The organism is Streptomyces sp. NBC_00726, from assembly GCF_045161735.1.
Classification (GTDB): Bacteria; Actinomycetota; Actinomycetes; order Streptomycetales; family Streptomycetaceae; genus Streptomyces.
This window is the reverse complement of record NZ_CP108983.1, coordinates 730,755-743,386: the sequence shown is the minus strand read 5'-3', so window position 1 is coordinate 743,386 and position 12,632 is coordinate 730,755. Positions and strand designations below refer to the sequence as shown.

Annotated in this window: 11 protein-coding genes; 9 read left to right on the top strand and 2 right to left on the bottom strand. The window is 73.6% G+C overall.

Translation table 11 applies throughout. The annotated features are described in order from the left end of the window. Positions 1 to 34: 34 nt before the first annotated feature. From gmk to OG338_RS03115, 5 genes are all read left to right on the top strand, one after another. On the top strand, positions 35 to 652 hold the full coding sequence (gene gmk / locus OG338_RS03135) for a guanylate kinase (protein WP_405935855.1): 618 nt from the start codon (positions 35 to 37) through the stop codon (positions 650 to 652). Positions 653 to 733: 81 nt separating this feature from the next. Then, positions 734 to 1,006, top strand: a complete 273-nt coding sequence (rpoZ, locus tag OG338_RS03130) for a DNA-directed RNA polymerase subunit omega (protein ID WP_003970369.1) — start codon at positions 734 to 736, stop codon at positions 1,004 to 1,006. Between the two features lie 134 nt (positions 1,007 to 1,140). Next, positions 1,141 to 2,343 carry a bifunctional phosphopantothenoylcysteine decarboxylase/phosphopantothenate--cysteine ligase CoaBC gene (gene coaBC, locus OG338_RS03125; protein ID WP_405935854.1) on the top strand — a complete coding sequence of 401 codons (1,203 nt, stop codon included), beginning with the start codon at positions 1,141 to 1,143 and terminating at the stop codon, positions 2,341 to 2,343. Between the two features lie 239 nt (positions 2,344 to 2,582). Next, entirely contained in the window at positions 2,583 to 3,791 is a 1,209-nt protein-coding gene (gene metK, locus OG338_RS03120) for a methionine adenosyltransferase (RefSeq protein ID WP_018103916.1), read from the top strand. Between the two features lie 138 nt (positions 3,792 to 3,929). Next, positions 3,930 to 6,056, top strand: a complete 2,127-nt coding sequence (locus OG338_RS03115; protein WP_405935853.1) for a primosomal protein N' — start codon at positions 3,930 to 3,932, stop codon at positions 6,054 to 6,056. Between the two features lie 90 nt (positions 6,057 to 6,146). Here the strand turns inward: OG338_RS03115 and OG338_RS03110 are convergent, their stop codons facing one another. Next, positions 6,147 to 6,623 (bottom strand): hypothetical protein, encoded by a 477-nt coding sequence (locus OG338_RS03110; protein ID WP_405935852.1) that lies wholly within the window; start codon positions 6,621 to 6,623, stop codon positions 6,147 to 6,149. A 243-nt stretch (positions 6,624 to 6,866) separates the two neighbouring features. Here OG338_RS03110 and fmt point away from each other — a divergent pair, with 243 nt between their 5' ends. The 4 genes from fmt (at position 6,867) to OG338_RS03090 (ending at position 11,299) form a co-directional block, all read left to right on the top strand. Further along, positions 6,867 to 7,799 (top strand): methionyl-tRNA formyltransferase, encoded by a 933-nt coding sequence (gene fmt, locus OG338_RS03105; RefSeq protein WP_405935851.1) that lies wholly within the window; start codon positions 6,867 to 6,869, stop codon positions 7,797 to 7,799. 104 nt (positions 7,800 to 7,903) lie between these two features. After that, entirely contained in the window at positions 7,904 to 9,337 is a 1,434-nt protein-coding gene (locus OG338_RS03100; protein WP_405935850.1) for an RsmB/NOP family class I SAM-dependent RNA methyltransferase, read from the top strand. Between the two features lie 114 nt (positions 9,338 to 9,451). Then, positions 9,452 to 10,135, top strand: a complete 684-nt coding sequence (rpe, locus tag OG338_RS03095) for a ribulose-phosphate 3-epimerase (RefSeq protein ID WP_405935849.1) — start codon at positions 9,452 to 9,454, stop codon at positions 10,133 to 10,135. 147 nt (positions 10,136 to 10,282) lie between these two features. Beyond that, on the top strand, positions 10,283 to 11,299 hold the full coding sequence (locus OG338_RS03090) for a sugar-binding transcriptional regulator (protein WP_405940301.1): 1,017 nt from the start codon (positions 10,283 to 10,285) through the stop codon (positions 11,297 to 11,299). 85 nt (positions 11,300 to 11,384) lie between these two features. Here the strand turns inward: OG338_RS03090 and OG338_RS03085 are convergent, their stop codons facing one another. Then, entirely contained in the window at positions 11,385 to 12,407 is a 1,023-nt protein-coding gene (locus tag OG338_RS03085; protein WP_405935848.1) for a terpene synthase family protein, read from the bottom strand. Positions 12,408 to 12,632: the final 225 nt, after the last annotated feature.

Here is a 12,632-nt window from a genome sequence, read left to right as displayed (position 1 = left end):
CTCAGGCACCCCTGAGAACCTGGATAATCGCTCCATGGCTGCAACATCCCGGGGGACGTCCCCCGTACCCCCGGACGCACGTCCGCGGCTGACCGTGCTCTCCGGCCCCTCGGGGGTCGGCAAGAGCACGGTCGTCGCGCATATGCGCAAGGTCCACCCCGAGGTGTGGCTCTCGGTGTCGGCGACGACCCGCAAGCCCCGCCCCGGCGAACGCAACGGCGTCCACTACTTCTTCGTGGACGACGAGGAGTTCGACAAGCTGATCGCCAACGGTGAGCTGCTGGAGTGGGCCGAGTTCGCCGGCAACCGCTACGGCACGCCGCGCCGCGCCGTGCAGGAGCGGCTGGAGGCGGGGGAGCCGGTGCTCCTGGAGATCGACCTCCAGGGTGCCCGGCTGGTCCGCCAGTCGATGGCCGAGGCCCAGCTCGTCTTCCTCGCCCCGCCGAGCTGGGAGGAGCTGGTCCGCCGGCTCACCGGCCGGGGGACCGAGGCGCCCGAGGTGATCGAACGCCGGCTCGGCGCCGCCAAGGTGGAACTGGCCGCCGAAGCGGAGTTCGACACGACGCTCGTCAACACCTCCGTCGAGGACGTGGCACGTGAGCTGCTAGCCTTGATGCTGGAGGCTTCCGGCCACCGCGCCGCCGGCGAGTGAAACACCGGCAGCGGGGCCCGGCACCCAAGCCCCTGACTGTCAAAGAATTCTTTGATCTTCATCCCCTTCGGAAGGCAGAGCGTGTCCTCTTCCATCACCACGCCCGAGGGCATCATCAACCCGCCGATTGATGAGCTCCTCGAAGCAACCGACTCGAAGTACAGCCTCGTGATCTACGCCGCCAAGCGCGCGCGCCAGATCAACGCGTACTACTCGCAGCTCGGTGAGGGCCTCCTTGAGTACGTCGGTCCGCTCGTCGACACCCACGTGCACGAGAAGCCGCTCTCGATCGCGCTCCGCGAGATCAACGCGGGCCTGCTCACGTCCGAGGCCATCGAGGGCCCCGCGCAGTAAGCGGCGACGACGCACCTTCACCCGGGGCCCGGCGGACATCCGCCGGGCCCCAGGTGTGTGTCCGGGCCGACCGTCCGGTGCGGGTACCCGTGAGGCAGCATGGAGGCGTACGCAACCGAGTGCGGGGAGACGCAGTGGACAAGCCGAAGGTCGTTCTGGGGGTCAGCGGCGGCATCGCCGCGTACAAGGCGTGCGAGCTGCTGCGCCGGCTGACCGAGTCCGGCCACGACGTACAGGTCGTCCCCACCGCGTCCGCCCTCCACTTCGTCGGCGCCGCCACCTGGTCGGCGCTCTCCGGCCACCCCGTCTCCACCGAGGTCTGGAACGACGTCCACGAGGTGCCGCACGTCCGGATCGGGCAGCACGCCGACCTCGTCGTCGTCGCCCCCGCCACCGCCGACATGCTGGCCAAGGCCGCCCACGGCCTCGCCGACGACCTGCTCACCAACACCCTGCTCACCGCCCGCTGTCCGGTCGTCTTCGCCCCGGCCATGCACACCGAGATGTGGGAGCACCCCGCCACCCGGGAGAACGTGGCGACGCTGCGACGCCGGGGCGCCGTCGTCATCGAGCCCGCCGTCGGCCGCCTCACCGGCGTCGACACCGGCAAGGGCCGGCTGCCCGACCCGAGCGAGATCCACGAGGTCTGCCGCCGGGTCCTCGCCCGGGGCACGGCCGCCCCCGACCTCGCCGGCCGGCACGTGGTGATCAGCGCCGGCGGTACGAGGGAACCCCTCGACCCGGTCCGCTACCTCGGCAACCGCTCCTCCGGCAAGCAGGGCTACGCGCTGGCCCGCACCGCCGTCGCGCGCGGCGCCCGGGTCACCCTGGTCGAGGCCAACACCGGGCTGCCCGACCCGTCCGGCGCCGACGTCGTCCGCGCCGGCACCGCGACCCAGCTGCGCGAGGCCGTGCTGAAGGCGGCCCGGGACGCCGACGTCGTGGTCATGGCGGCCGCCGTCGCCGACTTCCGGCCCGCCGAGTACGCCACCGGCAAGATCAAGAAGAAGGACGGCCAGGAGCCCGCCCCGGTCGTACTCGTCCGCAACCCGGACATCCTCGCCGAGGTCTCCGCCGAGCGCGCCGCGCCCGGGCAGATCGTCGTCGGCTTCGCCGCCGAGACCGACGACGTCCTGGCCAACGGCCGCCAGAAGCTCCGCCGCAAGGGCTGCGACCTGCTGGTGGTCAACGAGGTCGGGGAGCGCAAGACCTTCGGCTCCGAGGAGAACGAGGCCGTGGTGCTCGCCGCCGACGGCACCGAGACCCCCGTCCCGTACGGGCCCAAGGAGGCCCTGGCCGACACGGTGTGGGACCTCGTCGCGGCGCGCCTGGGATGAATTTCGGATGACACGCCGGGGCCGGCGGCATCCCCGCGACCCGGTCCCGGACCTTGCGGCAGCGGGCTTCCGGGGTCTTCCGGCCGTGGTGCGACACATCACAGGAAGGCCAAAGGGCGAGACATGTTGTCCACCGGGCGGAGCCGACCGATAAACTGCTCCCTGGACCATGCCGGGCGCAGCTCCCGGACGGTCCGGCCAATGATCAGCCAGCAGCCGCTGCAACCCCAGGGAGCGATGTGTCCCGCCGTCTCTTCACCTCGGAGTCCGTGACCGAGGGTCACCCCGACAAGATCGCCGACCAGATCAGCGACACCATTCTCGACGCGCTCCTGCGCGAGGACCCGTCCTCGCGCGTCGCCGTCGAGACCCTGATCACCACCGGTCTGGTGCACGTCGCGGGTGAGGTCACGACCAAGGCGTACGCCGACATTCCGACGCTGGTCCGCAACAAGGTCCTGGAGATCGGCTACGACTCCTCCAAGAAGGGCTTCGACGGCGCCTCCTGCGGCGTCTCGGTGTCCATCGGCGCCCAGTCCCCGGACATCGCCCAGGGCGTCGACACCGCGTACGAGAAGCGGGTCGAGGGCGATGAGGACGAGCTCGACAAGCAGGGCGCGGGCGACCAGGGCCTGATGTTCGGCTACGCCTGCGACGAGACCCCCGAGCTCATGCCGCTGCCGATCTTCCTCGCGCACCGGCTCTCCCGCCGGCTGTCCGAGGTCCGTAAGAACGGGACCATCCCGTACCTGCGCCCCGACGGCAAGACCCAGGTCACCATCGAGTACGACGGCGACAAGGCCGTCCGGCTCGACACCGTCGTCGTCTCCTCGCAGCACGCCAGCGACATCGACCTCGACTCGCTGCTCGCGCCCGACATCCGCGAGTTCGTGGTCGAGCACGTGCTGAACCAGCTCATCGAGGACGGCATCAAGCTCGACACCGAGGGCTACCGCCTGCTGGTCAACCCGACCGGGCGCTTCGAGATCGGCGGCCCGATGGGCGACGCCGGCCTCACCGGCCGCAAGATCATCATCGACACCTACGGCGGCATGGCCCGCCACGGCGGCGGCGCCTTCTCCGGCAAGGACCCGTCGAAGGTGGACCGCTCGGCCGCCTACGCCATGCGCTGGGTCGCCAAGAACGTCGTCGCCGCCGGCCTCGCCGCCCGCTGCGAGGTCCAGGTCGCCTACGCGATCGGCAAGGCCGAGCCGGTGGGCCTCTTCGTGGAGACCTTCGGCACCGCCGCGATCGAGACCGAGAAGATCGAGCACGCCATCGGCGAGGTCTTCGACCTCCGCCCGGCCGCGATCATCCGCGACCTCGACCTGCTGCGCCCGATCTACGCCCAGACCGCCGCGTACGGCCACTTCGGCCGCGAACTGCCCGACTTCACCTGGGAGCGCACCGACCGCGTCGACGCGCTGCGCGCCGCCGCCGGTCTGTAAGCACCGCCCAGGCGGTCTTCCGCCGGAGCCCGGACGCCGTCACGGTGTCCGGGCTCCGGCGTTTCCTGCCGGGGGTTGCGTCGAGGGGTTACGGGGACGGCGGCGCCGTTGTCCGAGGCGTCTGGTAGGGATGGAGCTGTGAGCAGCGAGAACGAGCGGTCCGACGAGCCGGGGGCGCCGGAGCAGCTGGCGCTGATCCGGGAGGCGGTCCGCCGGGCGGACGTGCCGCGCGCCAAGCCGCGCACCTGGCGCGGTGCCGCCCTCGCCAAGGAGCTGCCCGTCGCCCGCGTCCTCGTCAACAAGGGCGCGCTCCAGCTCGACCAGTACTTCGACTACGCCGTCCCCGAGGAGCTGGACGCCGACGCACAGCCCGGGGTGCGCGTCCGGGTCCGCTTCGGCGCCGGGGGCCGCCAGGTGCGCGGCGGCCGGCGCGAGGGCGGCGGGCTCGTGGACGGCTTCCTCATCGAGCGGCTGGCCGAGTCCGACTACACCGGGGCGCTCGCCGCGCTCGCCTCCGTCGTCTCGCCCGAGCCGGTCCTCGGCCCCGGCCTCCTCTCCCTCGCCCGCGCCGTCGCCGACCGGTACGCGGGCAGCCTCGCGGACGTCCTCCAGCTCGCCGTCCCCCCGCGCAACGCGCAGGCCGAGGCCAAGCCGTCGCCCGCGCCCCTGCCCGCCCCTCCGCCGCCCGCCCCCGGGAGCTGGGAGCGGTACGCGCAGGGGCCCGCGTTCCTCGCCGCGCTGGCCGGCGGCGGCGCACCCCGGGCCGTGTGGACCGCGCTGCCCGGACCGCACTGGCCCGCCGAGATCGCCACCGCCGTCGCCGCGGCCCTGTCCGCCGGGCGCGGCGCGCTCGTCGTCGTCCCCGACGGGCGGACCGCCGCCCGGGTCGACGCCGCGCTCACCGCCCTGCTCGGCGAGGGGCGGCACGCGCTGCTCACCGCCGGCTCCGGGCCCGGGAAGCGGTACCGGGAATGGCTCGCCGTGCGGCGCGGCGCCGTCCGGGCGGTGGTGGGGACCAGGGCGGCGATGTTCGCGCCCGTCGCCGGCCTCGGACTCGTCGTCGTCTGGGACGACGGGGACTCCAGCCACAGCGACGACCGCGCCCCCTTCCCGCATGTCCGCGAGGTCCTGGAGCTGCGGGCCACGCACGGCCGGTGCGCCTTTCTGCTCGGCGCCGTCAGCTGCACGGTGGAGGCCGCGCAGCTCGTGGAGAGCGGGTGGGCGCTGCCGCTGCGCGCCGACCGGGACCAGGTACGGGCGGCGGCGCCCGTCATCCGCACCGTGGGCGACGGCGAGCTGGCGCGGGACGGGGCCGCCCGGGCCGCCCGGCTGCCCAGCCTCGCCTGGCAGACCGTCCGGGACGGGCTGCGGACCGGTCCGGTGCTGGTCCAGGTGCCCCGGCGGGGTTACGCCCCCCGGCTCGCCTGCGAGCGCTGCCGGGAGCCGGCCCGGTGCCGGCAGTGCGCGGGGCCGCTGGAGGCGCCGGACCAGCGGGACCTGAACTGCGCGTGGTGCGGGCGGGCCGAGACGTCCTGGCACTGCGTGGCCTGCGGGGGGCGGCGGTTGCGCGCCCAGATCGTGGGAGCCCGGCGCACGGCGGAGGAGCTGGGCCGGGCGTTCCCGGCGGTGCCGGTGCGGACGTCCGGGCGCGACCATGTCCTCGACTCGGTGCCGGACCAGCCCGCGCTGGTCGTCAGCACGCCGGGCGCCGAGCCGGTCGCCGAGGGCGGGTACGCGGCGGCGCTCCTGCTCGACGGCTGGGCGATGGTCGGCCGGCCGGATCTGCGGGCCGGTGAGGAGGCGCTGCGCCGGTGGACGGCCGCCGCCGCGCTGGTCCGGGGGCGGCCGGAGGGCGGCACGGTGGTGGTCGTCGCCGAGCCGACGTTGCGGCCCGTGCAGGCGCTGGTCCGCTGGGACCCGGTCGGGCACGCCCGGCGGGAGCTGGCGGAGCGGGCCGAGCTGGGCTTTCCGCCGGTGTCCCGGATGGCGTCGGTGACGGGGGAGCCGGAGGCGCTGGCCGCGTTCTTCGCGGGGGCGCGGCTGCCCGGGGACGCGGAGGTGCTGGGGCCCGTGCCGGTGCCGGCCGCGGGGCCGGGGCGGGCCCGGCGGGCGTTCGAGGCGCCGGCGGGGGAGGTCTGGGAGCGGGCGCTGGTGCGGGTGCCGCCCGGGAGCGGGGCGGCGCTGGCGGCGGCGTTGCGCGCTGCGCGCGTGGCGCGGGGTGGGGCGGCGGTGCGGGTGCGGGTGGATCCGGTGGACATCGGCTGAGGTCGTTGTCCTCGGGCGCCGGACGGGCTGGATTCCGCGGGTGGGCCGCCCCCTCGCGTGTGCGCGGGGGCGGCCCGGCTCACCCCCGGGTCAGCCGTTGCGGGGGCTCGGGAAAGGGTTGGGGCGGTCTGTGGGGGGTTGGGGGGCCCGGGCGGCGGGGACCGTGGGGGCGCGTTGGGGGATGACCTCCGTGGACTCGGGGGCCGTGGGCTGCGGGGTCGTGCGCCGTGATCCGTAACGGCGGTGTACGGCCTGCTTGGTGACCCCGAGCGCGGAGCCCACCGCGTCCCAGGAGAAGCCCAGCGAGCGGTCGAAGTCCACGGCCGCCGTGACCAGCGTCTCGACGCTGTCCCGCAGTTCCTGGGCCAGTCTGACCGTCGGGGCCGGGGCCCTGCCGTAGACGACGAAGCCCGCGGACGGGCCGGTGCGGCGCGGACGGTAGACGTTGCCCAGCTGTGCGGTGAGCGTGCGCAGTGCGTCCACCTGCCGCCGGACCCGCTCGATGTCCCGCACCAGGAGATGCAGGCTGGCCCGCGCTTGGGCGTCGTGGGTTGCGTGGTCGGCCATGAAGAAGCCTCTCGAACCGGCGTTGAAAGGGATCGGGCCGCACCAGGGCGGCTCGCTTCGGTCAATCTCTCTTGACCAACGCCGCACCGGGGGATCTGGTCACGCTCGGGGGGCGTATGCGCACCTGCGAGGGGCGCGCGACTGTGCGTACGCCCCCCGGTCCGCCGCCCCATAGACTTGTGCGTTGCTCGTCACCGTAACGTTTCGGCCTGAGAGTCCGGCCTGAGAGGCAGTCAGCCACCCATGAAGCTCGTCTTCGCAGGCACCCCCGAGGTAGCCGTTCCCGCACTCGACGCCCTGATCGCCTCCGGCCGGCACGAGGTGGCCGCCGTCGTGACCCGGCCCGACGCGCCCGCGGGGCGTGGCCGGCGGCTGGTGGCCAGCCCGGTCGCCGAGCGCGCAGAGGAGGCCGGGATCGAGGTGCTGAAGCCCGCCAGGCCCCGGGACGAGGACTTCCTCGCGCGGCTGCGGGAGATCGCGCCGGACTGCTGCCCGGTCGTCGCGTACGGCGCACTGCTGCCCAAGGCGGCGCTGGCCATCCCGGCGAGGGGCTGGGTCAACCTGCACTTCTCGCTGCTGCCCGCCTGGCGCGGCGCGGCCCCCGTGCAGCACGCCGTGATGTCCGGCGACGAGGTCACCGGCGCCTCCACCTTCCTGATCGAGGAGGGCCTGGACTCCGGGCCGGTCTACGGCGTCCTGACCGAGGAGGTCCGCCCCACCGACACCAGCGGCGATCTGCTGACCCGGCTGGCCTTCGCCGGGTCCGGGCTGCTCGCCGCCACCATGGACGGCATCGAGGACGGCACCCTGCACGCCGTCCCGCAGCCCGCCGACGGGGTCACCCTCGCGCCGAAGATCACCGTCGAGGACGCCCAGGTCCAGTGGTCCGCGCCCGCCCTCCGCGTCGACCGCGTCATCCGCGCCTGCACCCCGGCCCCGGGCGCCTGGACGCTGTTCCGGGGCGAGCGCCTGAAGCTCGTCCAGGCCACCCCCGCCGTGGACCGGTCCGAGCTGGCGCCCGGTGAGCTGTCGGCCGGCAAGAACAACGTGTTCGTCGGCACCGGGTCGCACGCGGTCGAGCTGCTGTGGGTGCAGCCGCAGGGCAAGAAGCCGATGCGCGCCGCCGACTGGGCGCGCGGAGTGCGCATCGCCGCGGGCGAGCTGGTCGGGAGCTGATCCCCGGGACCGCCCCGGGGCGGGGGCGCGGGGACCGGTCGCCCCGGGACGGGGACGTAGGCTGGGAGGGTTCGTCCTCTCACCTTCAGCGGAGCACCTTTCACGTGAACGACCAGCCGCGTCGCCGTCCCGCCAAGCCGCACCGCCGTCCCCAGAAGGACCCGGTCCGCTTCCTCGCCTTCGAGGTCCTGCGGGCCGTCGACGAGCGCGACGCGTACGCGAATCTCGTCCTGCCCCCGCTGCTGAAGAAGGCCCGGGCCAAGGGCGGCTTCGACCACCGCGACGCCGCCCTGGCCACCGAGCTGGTCTACGGGACGCTGCGCCGCCAGGGGACGTACGACGCGATCGTCGCCGCTTGCATCGACCGGCCGCTGCGCGAGGTCGACCCACCGGTCCTGGACGTGCTGAACATGGGCGTGCACCAGCTCCTCGGCACCCGTATCCCGACGCACGCGGCGGTCTCCGCGAGCGTGGAGCTGGCCCGGGTGGTGCTGGGGGAGGGGCGCGCCAAGTTCGTCAACGCCGTTCTGCGCAAGGTGTCCGCCGACGACCTCGACGGCTGGATCGCGAAGGTGGCCCCCTCCTACGAGGACGACGCGGAGGACCACCTCGCGGTCGTCCACTCGCACCCGCGCTGGGTCGTCTCCGCGCTCTGGGACGCGCTCGGCGGCGGCCGGGCCGGGATCGAGGACCTGCTCGACGCGGACAACGAGCGCCCCGAGGTCACCCTCGTCGCCCGCCCCGGCCGCTCCACCACGGACGAGCTCACCGGGGAGCTGGGCGCGGACAACGCGCTGCCCGGGCGCTGGTCGCCGTACGCCGTGCGGATGGCCGAGGGCGGCGAGCCCGGCGCCCTGACCGCCGTGCGCGAGGGCCGGGCCGGGGTCCAGGACGAGGGCAGCCAGCTCGTCGCCGCCGCCCTGGCGGCCGCCCCGCTGGAGGGCCCCGACGCCCGCTGGCTGGACGGCTGCGCGGGCCCCGGCGGCAAGGCCGCCCTGCTCGCCGCTCTCGCCGCCGGCCGCGGCGCCGCCCTGCTGGCCGCCGAGAAGCAGCCGCACCGCGCCCGCCTGGTGGAACGCGCGCTGGCCGGCAACCCCGGCCCGTATCAGGTGATCACCGCCGACGGCACCCGCCCGCCGTGGCGCCCCGGCGGCTTCGACCGGGTCCTGATGGACGTGCCGTGCTCCGGGCTCGGCGCGCTCCGCCGCCGCCCCGAGGCCCGCTGGCGCCGCCGACCGGAGGACCTGGAGGGCTTCGCGCCGCTCCAGCGCGGGCTGCTGCGCGAGGCGCTGAAGGCCGTCCGCGTCGGCGGTGTCGTCGGGTACGCGACCTGCTCGCCGCACCTCGCGGAGACCCGGGTCGTCGTGGAGGACGTGCTCAAGGGACGCGGCGGGGCGCCCGTCGAGGCGGAGTGGATCGACGCCCGTCCGCTGCTGCCGGGCGTGCCCGCGCTGGGCGACGGACCCGACGTCCAGCTCTGGCCCCATCTGCACGGCACCGACGCGATGTATCTGGCGCTGCTCCGCCGTACCGCCTGACCGCACGCCCCTCACCGGGGTGAAACGCCGGGAATGTGCGAACCGTAATGATCCCGTGAGCCTTTGGAGCGCACTGAGGCCGGGAAGTGACGCAGAACATGGCAGGCTTGGCCCATGGCCCAGATCAACCCGAGTATTCTCTCCGCCGATTTCGCGCGCCTCGCCAATGAGGCGAAGGCCGTCGAAGGTGCCGACTGGCTCCATGTCGATGTCATGGACAACCACTTCGTGCCCAATCTGACCCTCGGCGTTCCGATCGTGGAATCGCTCAGCAGGGCCACGGACACGCCGCTGGACTGCCATCTGATGATCGAGGACGCGGACCGCTGGGCCCCGCAGTACGTCGAGGCGGGGGCCGGGTCGGTCACCTTCCACGCCGAGGCCGCCGCCGCCCCCGTGCGGCTGGCCCGGGAGATCCGTGCCAAGGGCGCCCGCGCCTCCATGGCGCTCAAGCCGGCGACGCCCATCGAACCGTACGAGGACCTGCTCCCCGAGCTCGACATGCTGCTGATCATGACCGTGGAGCCGGGCTTCGGCGGCCAGGCGTTCCTGGACATCATGCTGCCGAAGATCCGCCGCACCCGTGAGCTGATCTCCAAGCACGGGCTCGATCTGTGGCTCCAGGTCGACGGCGGTGTCTCCGAGTCCACCATCGAGCGGTGCGCCGAGGCCGGCGCCGATGTCTTCGTCGCCGGTTCGGCGGTGTACGGGGCGGGCGACCCCGCCGCCGCGGTGCGGGCGCTGCGCGCCAAGGCCGACGGGGCCATCGGCGCGGCCGGCTGGGCCTGCGCGCACTGAGTCCGGGGCGGCCGGGGCGGGCGGGCGTCGCCCCGGCCAAAGGCAGATGAACGGGGTCCGACGGGCCCCGGCAAGGATCGCCGGATCTGACAGGATGAACGGCGTATCAAGAGCGTGAACAGCAGTGAGGAGAACGCGGTGTCTGCAATGTCGGCGGGCCGGTCCGCCCTGCGGATGGGGCCCGCGGAGCTGGTGCAGGCGGCGGCCATGGCCCGCCGCTTCTACCTTGAGGGCAAGTCCAAGATCCAGATCGCCGAGGAGTTCGGCGTCAGCCGCTTCAAGGTCGCCCGGGTCCTGGAGACCGCCCTGGAACGCGATCTGGTACGCATCGAGATCCGGGTCCCCGCCGAGCTGGACGCCGAGCGCTCCGACGCGCTCCGGGCCCGCTACGGGCTGCGGCACGCGGTCGTCGTGGAGTCCCCGGCGGAGGAGCAGGACGACGCGGCGGACCCGGAGAACCTGGGCGAGGTCGCGGCCGACCTGCTCGGCGAACTGGTGACCGAGGGCGATGTGCTCGGGCTCGCCTGGGGCCGCTCCACCATCCACATGGCCGCTGCCCTCGACCGGCTGCCCCCGTGCACGGTCGTGCAGCTCACCGGGGTGTACGACGCGGGCACCGCCGAGCGCGGTTCGGTGGAGGCCGTGCGGCGCGCCGCCCAGGTCTCCGGGGGCGAGGCGCACCCGATCTACGCGCCGATGCTGCTGCCCGACCCGGCGACGGCCGCCGCGCTGCGCCACCAGACGGGGATCGCCCGCGCCTTCGAGTACTTCGACAAGGTGACGGTCGCGGCCGTCTCCATCGGTTCCTGGGAGCCGGGCATCTCGACCGTGCACGACATGCTCTCCGACGAGGAGCGCCGGCACTACGCCTCGCTCGGCGTCGCCGCCGAGATGTCGGCCCACCTCTTCGACGCGGAGGGCCGCCGGGTCGGCCGGGACCTCGGCGAGCGGTGCATCACCGTCGAGGCGGACCGGCTGCGCCGGATTCCCGAGGTGGTGGCCATCGCGGGCGGGCAGCGCAAGGCCGCCGCGATCGGTGCGGTGCTGCGGTCCGGCCTGGTCACCAGCCTGGTCACGGACACGGCCGCCGCGGACTACCTCCTCACCGAGTCGGCCGCGCCGCGCCGGCCGGCCCTGGACCGCGCGGACCCGGACGGCGACTGAGACGTACGGGCGTACGGCCTCACGGTCGTATGGGAGAGGGGCGAGCGGTCCGTGACCGCTCGCCCCTCTCCCATACCGCCGGTGCTCAGTCCTGGCAGACGCCCAGGACCGTGGACTCCAGATACTGCTCCGGCTGCTCGTACTGGCTGACGTCGGCCGGGTTGTAGCGGGGCGTCTGCCGGGACCAGTCGAGATTGCCGCGCATCCAGCTGCGCATACCGTCGAGATACGGCTCCAGCATCGGCGTCAGCTGCGGATACGCCTCCAGCAGCTCGGTCTCCGCCGTCAGGAAGCGCTCCGTCTCGACCGCGATCTCCGCGCAGACGTGCTCCAGCGCCTCCTGCTTTCCGTAGCCGCGGTGGTGGCGGACCAGGTGGACGAGGTTGTGGATCTCGCCGAGCACCTGTTCCTTCTCGTACGAATACACGTCATTGGCCCAGCAGACGTGGTTGCAGGACGCTTCGAGCGCGGTGATGAACCGGGGGTCGTTGTGGATCGAGGACGGCGCCTCGATGCCCGCGACGATCTCTATCAGGTCCATGCAGACGATGATCGCGCCGGTGTGGCGGCGCTTCTCTATGTACAGCTCCTCCGACGGCACCACGCCCGCCGCCCGGTTCCCGGCCTCCCAGGTGGTGGCGGTGGTGAGGTACTTCTTCAGGTGCCAGGCGAACCTGCGCCGCCAGTGCACCGCCGCGGTCGGCGTCGTACGTTGCCACAGGTCGATGAGGGCCACCACGGCGGCGGGCAGCTCCTCGTGCTCCAGGACCCCGGTGCGGGTGCCCTCGACCACGGCCAGCATCAGGGCGACGACGTCCCGCACCCGCTCCGGGCTCCGGCCGAGATGGCCGTCGTCCAGCTGGTCGTCCACCAGGAAGAGCCAGACGAACCAGTCCGCGACCAGGTCCAGATTCTCACTGTCGGCAGTCGGGTAGACCATGCCGACGAACGCGCCGAAGTCCGCCTGCTCGAAGCGCTCCCTGGCCGAATCCCGGTGCACCAGACCGGTGTTGCGGGTCCAGGTGTCCAGATGCTCCCGTACGTGGGTGACATGCGGGTTCGTCCGCTGGGGGAACGGGCAGTAGATGTCCGGCAGTTCGTTCTCCACGGGCGGGTCGTGATCCTCTCCGGTCGTACGGGTGACGGAAGTTGAGCATGATCCGTCCGTTCCTCCGGGGCGTTGTGGTGACCCGCGGGACCTGCGGGTTTGAAGCTACCTGACCCCCTGTCACCAGGTCCAGGGCAGATGGTCGGGAATGGTTGAAAGCTGTTCGGGTAAGGTCTGGGGGCAAGGCAGGTGGCACTTGCCCGGGACTCCCGCAGCGGTTCCTTC